At 64.4% G+C, this 15958-nt stretch carries 14 protein-coding genes; 5 read left to right on the forward strand and 9 right to left on the reverse strand.

Annotated elements, in window-relative coordinates; all coding sequences use genetic code 11:
• Positions 1 to 74: 74 nt before the first annotated feature.
• From rimI to AC1D2G_RS06215, 8 genes are all read right to left on the reverse strand, one after another.
• Positions 75 to 569 (reverse strand): ribosomal protein S18-alanine N-acetyltransferase, encoded by a 495-nt coding sequence (rimI, locus tag AC1D2G_RS06180; RefSeq protein WP_095082444.1) that lies wholly within the window; start codon positions 567 to 569, stop codon positions 75 to 77.
• Entirely contained in the window at positions 569 to 1246 is a 678-nt protein-coding gene (gene tsaB, locus AC1D2G_RS06185) for a tRNA (adenosine(37)-N6)-threonylcarbamoyltransferase complex dimerization subunit type 1 TsaB (protein ID WP_477412695.1), read from the reverse strand. Before tsaB ends, rimI begins: the two co-directional genes overlap by 1 nt.
• 110 nt (positions 1247 to 1356) lie before the next feature.
• Complete coding sequence (locus tag AC1D2G_RS06190) at positions 1357 to 2463, reverse strand: DUF1513 domain-containing protein (RefSeq protein ID WP_477412697.1); 1107 nt, start codon at positions 2461 to 2463, stop codon at positions 1357 to 1359.
• Positions 2464 to 2465: 2 nt separating this feature from the next.
• Positions 2466 to 3545 (reverse strand): imelysin family protein, encoded by a 1080-nt coding sequence (locus AC1D2G_RS06195; protein ID WP_477412699.1) that lies wholly within the window; start codon positions 3543 to 3545, stop codon positions 2466 to 2468.
• Positions 3545 to 5146 (reverse strand): di-heme oxidoreductase family protein, encoded by a 1602-nt coding sequence (locus AC1D2G_RS06200; RefSeq protein WP_477412701.1) that lies wholly within the window; start codon positions 5144 to 5146, stop codon positions 3545 to 3547. Before AC1D2G_RS06200 ends, AC1D2G_RS06195 begins: the two co-directional genes overlap by 1 nt.
• 12 nt (positions 5147 to 5158) lie before the next feature.
• A complete protein-coding gene (gene bfr, locus AC1D2G_RS06205) occupies positions 5159 to 5644 on the reverse strand; it encodes a bacterioferritin (RefSeq protein ID WP_095082450.1) in 486 nt (161 codons plus the stop codon).
• Positions 5610 to 5921 (reverse strand): (2Fe-2S)-binding protein, encoded by a 312-nt coding sequence (locus AC1D2G_RS06210; RefSeq protein WP_477412703.1) that lies wholly within the window; start codon positions 5919 to 5921, stop codon positions 5610 to 5612. The genes bfr and AC1D2G_RS06210 overlap by 35 nt, the downstream gene beginning before the upstream one ends.
• A 113-nt stretch (positions 5922 to 6034) precedes the next feature.
• A complete protein-coding gene (locus tag AC1D2G_RS06215) occupies positions 6035 to 7327 on the reverse strand; it encodes an imelysin family protein (RefSeq protein ID WP_477413054.1) in 1293 nt (430 codons plus the stop codon).
• Positions 7328 to 7560: 233 nt separating this feature from the next.
• On the opposite strand from AC1D2G_RS06215, the gene AC1D2G_RS06220 reads away from it, so the two are divergent.
• Both AC1D2G_RS06220 and AC1D2G_RS06225 read left to right on the forward strand, forming a co-directional pair.
• Positions 7561 to 7743: a hypothetical protein gene (locus tag AC1D2G_RS06220; protein WP_477412705.1), complete on the forward strand. Its 183-nt coding sequence runs from the start codon at positions 7561 to 7563 to the stop codon at positions 7741 to 7743.
• A gap of 23 nt (positions 7744 to 7766) precedes the next feature.
• Positions 7767 to 9020, forward strand: a complete 1254-nt coding sequence (locus AC1D2G_RS06225) for an NAD(P)/FAD-dependent oxidoreductase (RefSeq protein WP_095082454.1) — start codon at positions 7767 to 7769, stop codon at positions 9018 to 9020.
• Positions 9021 to 9050: 30 nt separating this feature from the next.
• Here the strand turns inward: AC1D2G_RS06225 and AC1D2G_RS06230 are convergent, their stop codons facing one another.
• Positions 9051 to 10328 (reverse strand): 4-aminobutyrate--2-oxoglutarate transaminase, encoded by a 1278-nt coding sequence (locus AC1D2G_RS06230; RefSeq protein ID WP_477412707.1) that lies wholly within the window; start codon positions 10326 to 10328, stop codon positions 9051 to 9053.
• A 240-nt stretch (positions 10329 to 10568) separates the two neighbouring features.
• Between AC1D2G_RS06230 and AC1D2G_RS06235 the strand changes: the two genes are divergently transcribed.
• The 3 genes from AC1D2G_RS06235 to AC1D2G_RS06245 are packed head-to-tail and all read left to right on the forward strand — an operon-like array spanning position 10569 to position 15876.
• Positions 10569 to 11702 carry an efflux RND transporter periplasmic adaptor subunit gene (locus AC1D2G_RS06235; RefSeq protein WP_477305050.1) on the forward strand — a complete coding sequence of 378 codons (1134 nt, stop codon included), beginning with the start codon at positions 10569 to 10571 and terminating at the stop codon, positions 11700 to 11702.
• A complete protein-coding gene (locus tag AC1D2G_RS06240; RefSeq protein ID WP_477412709.1) occupies positions 11699 to 12775 on the forward strand; it encodes an efflux RND transporter periplasmic adaptor subunit in 1077 nt (358 codons plus the stop codon). The genes AC1D2G_RS06235 and AC1D2G_RS06240 overlap by 4 nt, the downstream gene beginning before the upstream one ends.
• Positions 12775 to 15876 (forward strand): efflux RND transporter permease subunit, encoded by a 3102-nt coding sequence (locus AC1D2G_RS06245; RefSeq protein WP_477412711.1) that lies wholly within the window; start codon positions 12775 to 12777, stop codon positions 15874 to 15876. The genes AC1D2G_RS06240 and AC1D2G_RS06245 overlap by 1 nt, the downstream gene beginning before the upstream one ends.
• The last annotated feature ends 82 nt before the right edge of the window (positions 15877 to 15958 follow it).

Genomic DNA, 15958 nt, shown 5'->3' on the forward strand with positions numbered 1-15958 from the left:
CAGTCCCGGCCCTGCCGTTACAGCGCCGCGCGTCCTTTTTTGGAAGCGCTAACCCTTGGATTTGGCGCCTCTGGCTAGCGAAGATCGCGGCGCATGACAAGCGCCCCGGTCGGTCCGTGCTCGGACGACCTGTAGTAATTGGGGCGTTTGCCGACCTCGCGGAAGCCCAGCCGCCGGTAGAGGGCGATCGCCGCGACATTGGTCTCGTCGACCTCGAGGAACAGCGCTTCGGCGCGCTGAGCGTGCAGTTCGCGCAGCACCGCGTCCATCAACTGCCAGCCCAGCCCCTGCCGGCGGTGCGAGCGCGCCACCGCAACGGTCAGGATCTCGCCCTCGCCGGCAGCTAGCCTGGCCAGCACGAAGCCCACCGGCGGCTTGGCGCCCTGCCCGGTTTCGCGCGCGGCATAGCCAAAGACGGTGTCCTGTTCGAGCAAGGCGGCGAATTCGCCGTCGGTCCAGGGGCGGACAAAATCCTCGCGATGCAGAAGCGAGACCGCCGGGCTGTCGGTGATCCTCAGCGGCTCGAGCGCATAGTCCCGGCGGCGTGGTTGGAGAAAAGGTATGCGCATTAGTTTTGTTGCCTTGATAAAATGAACCCAGCCTGTGGCTTGGCGTCCGCGCCACGCAAATAAAGCGGTTTCGGCCTTTCGCCCGCGCCCTTGCCGGCCGCCAGGCGAGCGTAAGTGAGAATGTCGGCGGTGGCCGTCTCAGGGCCGATATCGAAGGCGCGCCCTGTTGAGGCAGCGATTTGCGCAGCCGCGGTGCCGGCGAGCACCGAAGTGCTTTCCGTCGCCATGGCCACGGCACCCGCCAGTGTGGTCACAGCCGGACCGTAAGTCAAAACTGACATTTGATCGAAAAGGGCGGCATGGAGTTCCTCGCGGCCGGCGTCGAGCGCCGCCAGCACGGCGCGGCCAGGAAATGTCCCGGCTGCCTCGGCAGCCAGCGCCTCCAGCGTCGTCACCCCAATCGCCGGGACCTTCAGCGCTAGCGCCAGGCCGCGCGCGGTCGAAACGCCGACGCGCAGGCCGGTGAAGGAGCCGGGACCGACAGAGACGGCAATGGCGCCGAGACCGGCATAGTCGGTTGCGCCTGCCTTCAGCGCTTCAGCGATGGCGGCCATCAGGTGCTCGGCATGGCCCTTGCCGAGATCGAGCACCGAGCGGCCAAGCTCCTGCTTCGCCTCGGTGTCATAGACGCAAGCGGCGCAGAGGTTGGCGGCACAGTCGATGGCAAGCAATTTCATGAAACGACCGGTTCGAGAAACAATTCCCTGTGCCCGCCACGGCCCGCCACCGCAAGGGGATAGTGCATAATTTGTTAAGTGGCTTCGTTTCGGCTTGGCCGGAAAAGTAGCTACGCGGCCCGTTCGATGCGCAGCATATGGTTGTCCCAGACATAGTCCGGTTCGGAGCGTGTCGCACCGCTGCCCTCGATGATTTCGCCGGCGCCTGTGGTCGCCATGAAGCTGGTTCCGTCGGGCGCCACGCCGCAGACCTCGACCAGCGCGCTGTTCGAGACGATCCGGCCGCTCGCCGCGTCGATCACCACCAGCGAATTGCCTTCCGGCGAAGAGACGGCGACTGTGCCGGCAACCGGATTGGCGGCGACCGAGCCGATGTAGTTGCGGAAACCGGACAGGACGTCCTGCGGCATGTCGAGCAGCTGCAACTCCTTGCCACGCGCGGCGCGGCCGACCAGCAGCGGTCGATCGGTGCCCGGCCCCCTGTACTGACAGCCGAACCAGACGGTGCCGGACCGGTCGGTGTCCATATGGCGGATCGACAGCTGGTGCAGTGCCGCCGGCAGCTCGTGCTTCTCGATGAGGTCTCCGGTGACGCGGTCGATCAGCACATAGGACGGCTTCATGGTTGCGATGTTGAGCTCGGCGCGGCCATAGTCCGGATGGGTCTCGATGCCGCCATTGGCAACCGCAATCGTCTTGCCGTCGCCCAGGAGCAGAAGCTCGTGCGGACCGATGCCATAGGTCGGGAATTCGCCGATGCGGCTGAATTTCGCCCGCGCATCGTAGATACCGACCACACCGGCGGCATTGTCGAAATCATTCTCGGTTGCATAGAGCAAAGCGCCGTCGGGCGAGAACACACCATGGCCGAAGAAATGCCGGCCGGTGATGCTGGTGATGGTCAGCGGCTTCTCGCGGCCCGAATGATCGAAGACCATGGCGAAAGTGCCCGGCTGGCGAGCGAAGACCACGGAGCGCTTCGAGACCGGATCGAAAGTGACGTCGTGGCCGCGATCGGGCAGGTCGATCGCATGCAGGAGCTTGCCGGCCTCGGACAGGACGGCCGCGCCATAACTGCCGTCGCGCTTGACAAAGGCGGTAGCGAAGACGGCGTCCGCCGCTAGCGTCTTCGCCCAGGCCGACGGCGCCATCGCGGCGGCAAAGCCAATGCCTGCAGCCCGGAGGAAATCGCGGCGGTCAATCAGCGGCGTAGGCATGCTCAGTCTCCGTCGAGCGACGAGAAGCCGGCGGTCAGGCCGAATTCGGCGGTCAGCCTGGTGCCGATCAGGGTCGACAGGCTGGAGGTGATCAGCGCGAAATGATCGAGCTTCTCGCGCAGTGCCGGATCGGCAAGCGCTTTGTCGATCGGACCGCTGACCGCCTTGGCAGTGGCGATGCCATTGACCAATTGGATATGGATCGATTCCGCCATCCAGCGCGCGTCCGGCGGCAGCGCGTCACCGAGCTTCGAGGCCTGGAACAGATTGTCTATTCCCGACAGATTGGCGGCCAGCGAATTGGTGGTGTTCTGCGACCGCCAGTAGATTGCTTGCCTGGGCTTGTCCGCATCCGGCTTGCCGCCGAAAAAGCCCTTCAGGCGCACGTCGCGCACCATTTCCAGTTCATTGATGAAAACACCGACCAGTTCGGTCACCGCTTCGTTGCCGTCGCGATAAAGCGCATTCTGCGGCCCCGGATTGGCCCAAAGAACGGCAAAACCGTCAGGCTTGTTCCAGGCGGCGCTGACCTCGCCGGCCATGGTTTCGATGTTGCCGGCAACCGCGGCGCCATAGGCACAGCGATAGGGATCGGCCTTGCCCGTCAACGCCTCGGCGCCATCGCCGTAAAGGACGAATTCCAGCGCGCCCAGCCCCTGCATGGCGACGCTCTTGCCGGCCAGCTGTGCCGGATCGGTTGCTGTCGGGTCCTTGTCGGACAGCGCCGCCTGCACTTGCTTCAGGCCGATGCTCTTGCGGTCCGGCCAAAACAGCATGCGCTCCAGCCGGTTGTTCTCCTTGATCGGCCCGAACCCGATGATCTCGGCTGACGACCAGGCATCGACCGTCGCCGAAAACTGGGCCCGCGCCGCATCGAAGTCTTCTTGAGAGGGCGCGGTGCAGAGCGTGTGTATCGCCTTGGTTAAATGGCCAGTGTGGTCGTGCAGGCTGGCATAGGCCGGGCGGACAAAGCCGTCGACCGCCCGCTGGATGATTTCGGAGGCTTTCACAGCCGCCGACGCCGGGGCGACGCCCAGCAGAGCCAGCGGCAGAACGAGAACCAGTGCAGAGCGCTTGAGCATCACAGTGACTCCAGGAATTTGAGCAGTGCATCGCGGTCGGCCGCGCTGGCGGCGGCAAAGCTGTCGCGCGTCTTCTGCGCCTCGCCGCCATGCCACAGGATCGCCTCGGTCAGGGTGCGCGCGCGGCCGTCATGCAGGAAGAAAGCATTGCCGTTGACCGTTTCGGTCAGGCCAATGCCCCACAGTGGCGGAGTGCGCCACTCATTGCCCGTCGCCTCGCCCACGGCCTGGCCGTCGGCCAGATCCGGGCCCATGTCGTGCAGCAGGAAGTCGGAATGAGGCCAGATCAACTGGAAGGCCTGCGCCTGGTTGGGCGTGCCGCGACGGGTGACGAATTTCGGCGTGTGGCAGGCAATGCAGCCTGTCTCGTAGAAGATTTTCTTGCCGGCGAGCACCTGCGGTGTGTCGAGGTCGCGGCGTGCCGGCACCGCCAGGTTCTGCGAATAGAAGATGACGAGATCCATAACCGGCGCCGGCGCCTCGACCGGGCCGAGGCGCTGCTGCACGCCATTCGGCATGGCGAGGCATTTTTCCTGTGCGGTGGTGCAGTCGCCCCAATGTTTCGGCTCTTCCGGCGTCGAGATGCCGATGTCGCCGGCAAAGGCATCCGCCGCCTGCTGGCGGATCGACGCTGTCTGCGCCTTCCAGCCGAAACAGCCAAGCGTCAGCTCCCCGCCCTGGCCGTCGCGCACGATGTTGGGCCTGCCGGAAATGCCGTCACCATTCCGGTCGTCCGGGTCGGCATTGGCAAGGATATCCGCCGGTGCGATCTCCTCGATCAGGCCAAGCCCGATCATAGGCGGCGTCAGGCGCGGCGACAGCGTGGTGCGCGGATCAAGCGGCCCATAGCCGGGATCGATGACCGAATAGCTGGGTTTGCGCAGCGAAATCACGGTGCCGTCTGCCAGCGTCACCTGCCGTTCCTGATAGTCGACATGCATCCTGCCTTCGCCGCGCAGGCCGGGCACGGCCAGCTCCTGTAATTGCGAGCCATAGACCGGGTCGGGAAAATTGAGCAGCCTGTGGTCGGCAAGCGCTGCCTTCTCTTCCGCGCTGCTCGCCTCGCGGGCCAGCCGCAGGAACATCGAGGTGGTGCCGACGTTGCCTTGCGGTGGGCGGCCGCGGCCATCCTTCAGATGGCAGTTCTGGCAGGCGCGTTCATTGAACAGCGGACCGAGCCCGTCCGAAGCCTGCGTCGAGGATGGCGACGACACCCAGTTCTTGCGGAACAGGGCGTTGCCGAGCTTGAAGTTACCCTCTTCCTCGAAGGTGATGTTGGCCGAGGGTTGCGAGAAGGAATCGCGGCTGACGTCCTTCCTGGACGTGCCGGCGCCCCCTTGCATCCGTTCGAACTGCTCGGGCTTGGAAAAATCCGACGTCGGCCTGGTGACGGCTATGACGCGCGCCTGATCCTTCGGATTGAGGTCGGTGCGCGTGGTGCCGAGGCCGGCGGGCTGAAGGTCGCCGGCAATCGCTGAAGTGGTGAGCGCCACCACGAGGACGACGCAGCGCCCACGCGCCGATCCGGCTGGCGTTTTGTGACGAGGCGGCGAGCCATTGGCCCGCCGCAAGCGGCGCACGAATTCTAGCAGGCGCCGCATTCCCGCATGTCCTTAGTCCGCCTCGTCCGCCGATGCGGCGTTGAGCTGGCCGTATTTTTCCTCGCCGATCGAAGCAAGCAGGTCGAGCTGCGTCTCGAGGAAGTCGATGTGACCTTCCTCGTCGGACAGCAATTCCTCAAACAGCTTCATCGACACGTAATCGCCCGCTTCCTCGCAGATCTCACGCGAGCGCTTGTAGGCGGTACGCGCGTCATATTCGCCGGCAAGGTCGGATTCGAGCACTTCCTTGACGTTCTGCCCGATGCGCAACGGCGCCACGGACTGCAGGTTCGGATGGCCTTCGAGGAAGATGATGCGGGCCACGAGCCGGTCGGCATGGTGCATCTCCTCGATCGATTCCGCCCGCTCCTTCTTTGCCAGCTTGGCGTATCCCCAGTCCTCCAGCAGACGGAAATGCACCCAATACTGGTTGACGGCCCCCAGCTCCAGAAAAAGAGCCTCGTTAAGCCGCTCGATGATCTGCGGTTCGCCTTTCATGGATCCTGCTCCCATATTGGACGCGCAGGCCTCTGACGCGGTCCAGGTGTGAAACGATGTCGACGCCGCTCGCCTCCGAGCGGGCGTGGTAATTTTCGGTGACCCGAATGATCGTTTCGACCACATTTGGGAAGCAGCCGCAACAGCGGCCGCGCTTCTGCATGGAGTGATAGACCTTCGCCGGCACGATCAGTTGCCAGGGATCCTGATCCAGCAGCCCGATGATCGTCTGCTCGATTTCCCTCTCGGTGATGATGTTGCAATGGCATATCAGCATTTGGCGGCTCGGATGGCTGACGGCGCCTCCCGCGCCGTGTGGCTTGATTTCTTACCATGGCCTATTTCGAAGCCGGTTGTCAGGCTTCGGTTCAGGCCATGGCCCGTCGGCGGTTACTTGAACACGTTGTCCGGCGCGTCGAGACTATCGGAACCCTCGAAGGCGATGGCATTGAGCTTCAGGGTGCCGACTGCGCGTTCGATCGACTTGGTCTGGTCGATCAGCGCGTCGATCGCCGCCTGTACGGTGGCGTTGCCTTCCGTGTTGCCCTCGGCGATCTGCTGGTCATAGGCCTCGCCGGCCAGTGCCCGCGCCTTGATCGCCTCCATCTTGGCGACCGTGAAATCGAGCTTGCCCGACAGTTCCTTGTCGATTGCCGGATCGGCCGCCTTCACCATATCGGCCACCGAAGGTCCCGAAACGACGGTACCGTCGAGCCTGGTATAGCTGGCGTGGTAGGCGGCGCGAATGCCTATGGCATCATAAAGATGGGAGTTGTAGGTGTTGTCGGAGAAGCAGTCCTGCTCCTCCTCCGGGTCATGCAAGAGCAGCCCAAGCTTCATGCGTTCGCCGGCGAGTTCACCATAGGACAGCGAGCCCATGCCGGTGAAGATGATCGAGATGGCGGTGTTCGGCTCGCCATCGACGAGATTCTTGCGCGCCGCGCCGTCTTCCTTCCAGTCGTTGACCATCTTCTGCAGGTCGGAAACCAGAAGGTCGCTCGCTGACTTCAGATATTGCGCGCGGCGATCGCAATTGCCGCCAGTGCAGTTCTTGAGGTCATAGTCGGTGTACGGGCGCTCGCCGGCCCCCGGGCCGGTGCCGTGCAGGTCCTGGCCCCAGAGCAGGAACTCGATGGCGTGATAGCCGGTGGCGACATTGGCCTCGATGCCGCCGGCTTGCTGCAGCGTGCCGGAGAGGAATTCCGGCGTCAGGTTCGTGGCATCGACCTTCTTGCCGTTGATCTCGATCTCCTTGTTGGCGATCACATTGGCCGTATAGAGCGAATTCGCGTCCGATTCCGTGCCATAGCTCTTGGCGACGTAGTCGATCAGCCCTTCGTCGAGCGGCCAGGAATTCACCTCGCCTTCCCAATCGTCGACGATCTTGTTGCCGAACCGGTAGACTTCGGTCTGCTGGTAGGGAACGCGCGCTGCCTTCCAGGCGTCACGGGCGGCGTTGAGGGTTTCCACCGATGGTTTGGCAAGCAGGGCGTCGACCGCCTTGTCGAGCGCCTGCGCGGTGGTCAGCGAATCCTCGTATTTGGCGAGCCCGATATTGGCATAGGTCTTGATGACCGCCTTCGCGTCGGTTTCGGCCTTGGCCGGCAGCACGAACACAGCCGCCGTCAGCAGGGCGGTGGCGCCGATCGCGGCGAGCCTGCTGCCATACCGTGCCGATATCATCGCTCTCATGACTGTCATCTCCTCAGGAATTCACTGAAATGTGGGCGCGGCAACAGGCGGCCTGCACAAGTCGGGCAGGGCAACGCCATCCGGCAAAAAAATGGCCACGACAAGACGTGGTCTGCGGAAGAAAGACACCGAAATGCCTCCAATCGAAAGGGTTCAAGGCCCAGACATCAAAGGGATGCGCTATTGCGCGAGCCTCCATAAAGCTTCGACGTTGGTGGAAGTCAATGAAAATCGACAGGAAAAGCCAATTGAAACAACAGTTTAGAATTATTCTAAACTACGACAGTCAACTTTATGCCCGGGTCTTGCCGATGAACGGTGCGATTGACAGCCGCCATTCCGGGTGCGACCCGCAAAAGCTCTCTTGCGGCGGTGCCAGACAATTGCCACTTGGCGGGACATCCTAGAATTGAACCGGGATTGGAATGCGATGAAGAACGGTGTGGTCATTGTCGGCGCGGGTCATGCGGGCGTGCAAGCGGCTGCAAGTCTGCGCGAGGAGGGTTATGACGGACCGGTGATCCTCGTCAGTGACGAGAACGAATTGCCGTACCACAAGCCGCCGCTGTCGAAGACCTTCATCAAGGACGCCGAGGCCAAGCCGCAGCCGCTGCGCGGCGAGGCCTTCTATACCGGCAGCGCCATTGACTACCGGCCCGGCGTCAGGATCGAGCGTATCGACGCTCCCCGTCGTAGCCTGGACGTTGCCGGTGGTGGCGCGCTTGCCTTCGATCACCTGATCCTGGCGACCGGCTCGCGCCCGCGCACCCTGCCGCTGGCCGGTTCAGAGCTTTCCGGCGTGCTGTCGCTACGCTCGCTGGCTGATGCGCGGCTGATCCGCGAGTTGAGTGCGCAGAGCGACGATGTCGTTATCCTCGGCGGCGGTTTCATCGGTCTGGAGATCGCCGCCACGCTGCGTGCGGCCGGCCGCACGGTGACGGTGGTCGAAGCGGTCGACCGGCTGCTCGGCCGCGCCGTGGCGCCGGTCGTGGCGAGCCATGTCCGCCAAAGGCTGGAAGCGATCGGTGTGCGCATCCTTACCGGCACCTCGATTGCAAGGCTCGAAGGCGAAAACGGCCATGTCTCGGCAGCGATCACCTCAACCGGTGAAAGGCTGCCAGCACGCATGGTCATCATCGGCATCGGCGCCGTGCCGAATGTCGAGCTGGCACAGGAAGCCGGCCTCGCTGTCGCCAACGGCGTCCGCGTCGATCACCAGATGCGCAGTTCGGCGCCAGAAATCCTCGCCATTGGCGACGCCACCTCTTACCGGCACTGGTTCACAGGCGGCGACGTGCGGCTGGAATCGGTGCAGAACGCCACCGACCAGGCGCGGCTCGCCGCCCGCACCATTACCGGCCATGCGGACGTCTATTCGGCTGTGCCGTGGTTCTGGTCCGACATCGGCGACATGAAGCTGCAGATGGTCGGCCTGACCGCTGGCGGCGACAGCCATGTCGTGCTGGGCGACCTGCCCGACAACAAGTTCTCGATCTACCACTACGCCGGAAACCGGCTGCTCGGCATCGAATCAGTCAACCGGCCCGGCGACCACATGCTTGGCCGAAAAATGCTCGGCGCCGGCTTCTCACCGACGCCGCAGACAATTGCGGCGGGCCCCGAAGGCCTGAAGGCGGCGCTGGCCGCTTTCCTCGAGGGTGAACCAGCCAGAGCGGCTGGATAATTCCGGCCCTTTAGGCCGACGCGCCGTCGATCAGGCAGCGCAGACTTCGCGGATCGAGCTTTCCAGAATGTCGAGCGCCTCGTTCATGACGCCGTCCTGGATGGTGATCGGCGCCAGGAAGCGGATGACGTTGCCATAGACGCCGCACGTCAGCAGGATCAGCCCCTTATCGAGCGCCTTCAGCCTGATCGCATTGGCGATCTCGGCCGACGGCAGGCCTTTCTTGACGTCGTTGAACTCGACGGCGTTCATGAAACCGAGGCCTCTGATATCGACGATCTCGGGCACGTCGTCACGGATCGACTGCAGCCGCTGCTTCAACCGTGCACCCAGCGTGTTGGCGCGGTCGCAAAGCTTCTCGTCTTCGATCACGTCGAGCACGGCATGCGCGGCGGCGACACCGATCGGGCTGCCGCCATAGGTGCCGCCGAGCCCGCCGGGGCCGGGCGCATCCATGATCTCGGCACGGCCGGTGACCGCGGCCAACGGGAAGCCGCCGGCCAGGCTTTTCGCCATGGTGGTGATGTCGGCCGCCACCTCATGGTGATCCATGGCAAACATCTTGCCGGTCCGGGCAAAGCCGGTCTGCACTTCGTCGGCAATCAAAAGCATGCCGTGCTGGTCGCAGAGCTTGCGCAGCGCGGTCAAGAACTCACGCGGCGCGTCGTAGAAGCCACCCTCGCCCTGCACCGGCTCGATGATGATGGCGGCGACGCGGGCCGGATCGACATCGGCCTTGAACAACCGGTCGAGTGCGGCCAGCGAATCGGCGATCGACACGCCATGCAGCGGCACCGGGAACGGCGCGTGGTAGACATCGCCCGGCATGGCGCCGAAGCCGACCTTGTAGGGCACGACCTTGCCGGTCAGCGCCATGCCCATGAAGGTGCGGCCGTGGAAGCCGCCGGCGAAGGCGATGACCGCCTGGCGGCCGGTGGCGTTGCGGGCGATCTTGATGGCGTTCTCGACCGCCTCGGCGCCGGTGGTGACGAAGATCGTCTTCTTCTCGAACTTGCCGGGCAGTATGCCGTTCAGCCGTTCGGCCAAGCGCACATAGCTTTCATAGGGTACCACCTGGTGGCAGGTGTGGGTGAAGCGGTCGAGCTGCGCCTTGACCGCCTCGATCACCTTCGGATGGCGATGACCGGTGTTGACGACGGCGATGCCCGACGAGAAGTCGATGTAGCGGCGGCCCTCGACATCCCAGATCTCCGAGTTTTCAGCCCGGTCCGCGTAGATTTGCGTGGTCATGCCGACGCCGCGCGAGATGGACTGGTTCTTGCGTTCGGAAATGGCTGAATTCTTCATGGGATCCCTCATCGGGCCGGCGCCCGTTCTTGTTTGATGTCGCTGACACGTCTTCTGACCTTATTTCACGTTTTCCTCAAGTCGGCACCGTCAACAGGCGATTGGGCCTGCCGCCGGGCGCCGCCTTGACCAGTCGACCGATGCGCGTACGAGAGAGATTCCCTTTTCATCGGGATCGATTATCTTTGGACGGCCCGCGAGGCTCCGCGGTGGGAGCGTCCCACGCAGGCAGGGGAAGCCATGAGCAGGAACGCGAAATCGTCCGCCTTGCAACCATTGCTCCCAAGCCCTTTGCCGTACCGAAACACCTCAATCCTTGCCTGCGCGATGGCGAGCCTGCTGCTGGCCGGCTGCCAGAAGCAGGAGGCAGCCGAACACAGGCTGCCGGTGATGGTGCGCACCGAGACAGTGGCGATCGCAGACTTTTCGCCAAGGACCTCGCTGACCGGCGTGATCGCGGCGCGCACGCTGAACAATCTGTCGTTCCGGGTGGGTGGCCGCGTCGCCGAGCGGCTGGTCGATGTCGGCCAGCATGTCGATCAAGGTGCTGTGCTCGCCCGCATCGATCCGCAGGAGCAGGAATCCGATTTGCGCTCGGCACAGGCCGATCTTGACGCCGCGCAGGCACAGCTGACCCAATCCGCCGCCGCCTTCGAGCGGCAGAAGACGCTGCTTGCCCAGGGTTTTACCACCAGGCGCGACTATGACGCCGCCGATCAGGCGCTGAAGGTGGCGCAAGGTAGTGTCGATGCCGCACGGAGCGCACTCACCAACGCCCAGCAGAACCTCTCCTACACCGAGCTCAAAGCGGGTGCCGCCGGCGTCATCACCGCCCGCCAGGTCGAAACCGGACAGGTGGTGCAGGCGGCGCAGACCGTCTTCACCGTCGCCGAGGACGGCGATCGCGACGCGGTGTTCAATGTCCAGGAAACATTGGTTGCCAAAACACCGCCATCGCCGACGGTGACGATCACGCTGTTGTCCGACCCGCAGGTGAAGGCCGTGGGCAAGGTGCGCGAAGTCTCGCCAGCGGTGGATCCGGCTTCGGGCTCGATCCGGGTCAAGGTCGCCATTCCCGACACGCCCGCCGGCATGCCACTGGGCGCGGCTGTCATCGGCTCGGTCAGCGCCAGTCCGACGAAGGCTATTCTGTTGCCCTGGCAGGCGCTGACCTCCACCGCCGGCAAACCGGCTGTCTGGATCGTCGACCCCTCGACCAAGGCGGTTGTGACGGCGCCCGTCGAGGTGCTGGCATTCGAATCGGGCACGGTCGTCATCGCCAGCGGGCTGAACGCAGGCCAAAGCGTCGTTACGGCAGGCGGGCAGTTGCTCAGTCCCGGGCAAACGGTCGAGATATCGGGAGCGGGCCAATGAGAAGGCTGCCGCACCTCATGCTTGGCCTGTTTGCACTTGGCACGCTCGTGTCCTGCTCGAAGTCCGAGGAAAAGCCACCCGAGATCATCCGGCCGGTGCTGTCGGTGGTCATCGAGCCGCGCACCACCCAGACCTTCGGCTTTGCCGGCTCGGTCGAGCCGCAGGTCAGTGCCGACCTCGCCTTCCGCCTGCTTGGCCGGGTTGTGTCGCGCGACGTCAATGTCGGCGACATCGTCAGCAAGGGCACGACGATCGCCGCGCTCGACCCGACCGCACTGGAGCTGGCCGTCCAGGCCGCCAAGGCGGAACTCTCCAATACCGAGGCGCAGTTCGCCAACGCCGCAGGCAGCGAGGAACGCCAGCGCCAGCTGCTTGCCGCCGCCAACACGACGCAGGCGGCCTTCGATGCGGCGGAGCAGGCGAGGAAAGCGGCGGAGGCCGGCGTCGAACGGGCCAAGGCCTCACTTGCCAAATCGCAGGAGCAGCTTGGCTACGCGCGGCTGTTCTCGGATTTCGACGGCGTTGTCACCGCCACCGGCGCCGAGGTCGGCCAGACGGTCTCGCCTGGCCAGACGGTCGTCACGGTGGCGCGCTCGGACCTGCGCGAAGCGGTGGTCGACATTCCCGACCAGTTGATCGGTGACCTCACGGACGGCACGCCATTCCAGGTCATCCTGCAATCGCAGCCGACGATCCAGACCGAGGCCAAGCTGCGCGAGATCGCGCCGCAGGCCGAAGGCTCGACCCGCACGCGGCGCGTGCGGCTGACGCTCACCGATCCGCCGCGAGCCTTCCGACTCGGCTCGACAGTGACGGCGACCCGCGTAACCAAGGTTACGCCGACGATAGAATTGCCCATGTCAGCACTGTTTGAAGGGGACGGCGTCGACAAGGTCTGGATCGTCGATGCGCAGACATCGAGCGTTAACGCCAAAGAAATCAAGGTCGCCGCAAAGGGCGCCGCTACCTTCACCGTCGCCGAAGGGCTGGAAGCCGGTATGCGCGTCGTCACAGCCGGCGTCCACAGCCTGAGCGAAGGCCAGAAGGTCAGAGTGCCGGAGGGCGGCGTCTGATGAAGGGCTTCAATCTCTCCGACTGGGCGCTCAGCCACCGCTCCATGGTCTGGTACTTCATGCTGGTCTTCGTGGTGGCCGGCATCTTCTCCTACCTCAATCTCGGTCGTGAGGAAGATCCCAACTTCACCATCAAGACGATGATCATCCAGGCCAACTGGCCGGGCGCGTCGGTCAAGGAGACCGGGCAGCAGGTGACCGACCGCATAGAGAAGAAGCTCGAGGAGCTCGACAGCCTCGATTTCACCAGATCCGTCACCACCGCCGGCCAGACCGTCATCTTCGTCAACCTGAAGGACACCACCAAGGCGCGCGATGTCGTGCCGAACTGGATTCAGGTCCGCAACATGGTCAACGACATCCGGACGCAGTTTCCGCAAGGCGTGCAGGGACCGTTCTTCAACGACCGCTTCGGCGATGTCTTCGGCAACATCTACGCCTTCACGTCGGACGGGCTGACGCCGCGCCAGCTGCGCGACTATGTCGAGGACGTCCGCACCAAAATCCTGACCGTGCCGAATGCCGGCAAGGTCGATCTCGTTGGCGCGCAGGACGAGGCGATCTATCTCGAATTCTCGACCCGCCAGATCGCCGCCCTCGGCCTCAACCAGCAAGCGATCATTGCCAGCCTGCAAGCGCAGAACGCGATCACGCCGTCCGGTGTCATCGAGTCCGGGCCGGAGCGCATCAGCGTGCGGGTCGGTGGCCAGTTCACTTCCGAAGAGAGTCTGCGTGCGATCAATCTGCGCGTCAACGACCGCTTCTTCCGGCTGAGCGACGTGGCGACGATCACGCGCGGCTATGTCGATCCGCCGACGGCGCTGTTCCGCTTCAATGGCCAGGACGCCATTGCGCTCGCCATCGGCATGAAGCCCAACGCCAATCTGCTGCAGTTCGGCGAGGCGCTGCACACGGAGATGAACAGGGTGCTGGCCGACCTGCCGGTCGGCGTCGGTGTGCATCTGGTCGCCGACCAGCCCGTCATCGTCGAGGAGGCCGTCTCGGGCTTCACGCGCGCGCTGTTCGAGGCGGTCGCCATCGTGCTCGCGGTGTCCTTCATCAGCCTCGGCATGCGCGCCGGCTTCGTCGTGGCGCTGTCGATCCCGCTGGTGCTGGCCATCACCTTCACGGTCATGGCCTATCTCGGCATCTCGCTGCAGCGCATCTCGCTGGGGGCGCTGATCATCGCGCTCGGTCTCCTGGTCGACGACGCGATGATCGCGGTCGAAATGATGGTGGCGCGGCTTGAGGTCGGCGACAATCTGCGCAAAGCGGCGACTTACGTCTACACATCGACTGCCTTCCCAATGCTGACCGGTACGCTGGTGACGGTCGCCGGCTTTATCCCGATCGGCCTCAACAACAGCGCCGCCGGCGAATACACCTTCACCCTGTTCGTCGTCATCGCGGTGTCGCTTCTGGTATCATGGATCGTAGCCGTGCTGTTTGCACCTCTACTCGGCGTCACAATTCTTCCGGCGACGATGAAGACGAAGCACCACGACCAGCCGGGCCGCTTCACGTCACTGTTCCGGCGCGTGCTTATCGGCTCTGTGCGGTATCACTGGCTGACCATCATCGCCACGGTGCTGTTGTTTGCCGGCTCGATAGCCGGCTTTGGCCTCGTCCAGCAGCAGTTCTTTCCGCCTTCCGACCGGCCGGAGCTGATCGTCGACTGGAACCTGCCGCAGAACTCGTCGATCACCGAGACCCGGGACCAGATCGAGCGTTTCGAAGGGCGCGCGCTGGCCGGCAACCCCGACATCGACCATTTCAGCTCCTATATCGGCCAGGGCGCGGTGCGCTTCCTGCTCGCCTTCGACGTGCAACCGGCCAATCCGTACTTCGGCCAGACCGTCATCGTCACCAAGAGCATCGAGGCGCGCAACCGGCTGAAGCCGCAACTGGAGAAGCTGCTGCGCGAAGAGTTCGTCGGCACCGATGCCTTCGTCAAGCCGCTCGAACTGGGGCCGCCGGTCGGCCGCCCGGTGCAGTACCGCGTCGGCGGTCCCGACATCCAGACGGTGCGCGGCTTGGCGCAGCAATTCGCCGGCCTCATCTCGACCAATCCGAAGCTTGCCGCGCCAACCTTCGACTGGAACGAGCCCCAGCGTGTGCTGAGGGTCGACGTGCTGCAGGACAAGGCGCGCCAGCTCGGCATCACCTCCTCCGATATCGCCAGCGTACTGAACAGCACGGTCGGCGGCGACACCATCACGCAGGTGCGCGACGCCACCTATCTGATCAACGTCGTGGCGCGCTCACGCGATGCCGAACGCGGCTCGATCGGGACGCTGCAGAACTTGCAGTTGCCTACCGGCACCGGCGAGGCGATCCCGCTCGCGGCGGTGGCCAACTTCCGCTACGAGCTGGAGCAGCCGACGGTGTGGCGGCGTAACCGCATTCCGACGATCACCGTACGCGCCGGATTGGTCGGCGACACGCTGCCGGCGACCGTGGTCAATGAACTGAGGCCAGCCGTCGATGCCTTCATCGCCAAGCTGCCGCCGGGCTATTCGGTCGAGACCGCAGGCTCGGTCGAGGAGAGCGCTAAAAGCCAGGGACCGATCGCCGCCGTCGTGCCGCTGATGCTGTTCGTCATGGCGACCATCCTGATGGTGCAGTTGCAGAGCTTCCAGCGCCTGTTCCTGGTCGTTGCTGTCGCCCCGCTCGGCCTGATCGGTGTGGTGGCGGCACTCGTGCCTAGCGGCGCGCCGCTCGGCTTCGTCGCCATCCTCGGCGTGCTGGCGCTGATCGGCATCCTGATCCGCAACTCGGTCATCCTGATCGTGCAGATCGAGGATCTCGTCACCGAAGGCAAGGACCGCTGGGCGGCGGTGATCGAGGCGACCGAGCACCGCATGCGGCCGATTGCGCTGACGGCAGCGGCCGCGAGCCTCGCGCTGATCCCGATTGCGCGTGAGGTGTTCTGGGGACCGATGGCCTATGCCATGATGGGCGGCATCATCGCCGGCACCGCGATCACGCTGTTGTTCCTGCCGGCGCTCTACGTGGCGTGGTTCAGGATCAAGGAGCCGAAGCGGGGATTGGGGAGCGAGGGCGCGCACGGGGACGCGGTGCCGGAAGGCGGGGCAGCCTGAGGGCAAATTGCGAGTAGTGTCGCGTTCCTTCACGCCCCCCTCTGTCCTGCCGGACATCTCCCCCTCAAGGGGGGAGATTGGC

It is taken from the genome of Mesorhizobium sp. P2_C7 (genome assembly GCF_056404515.1).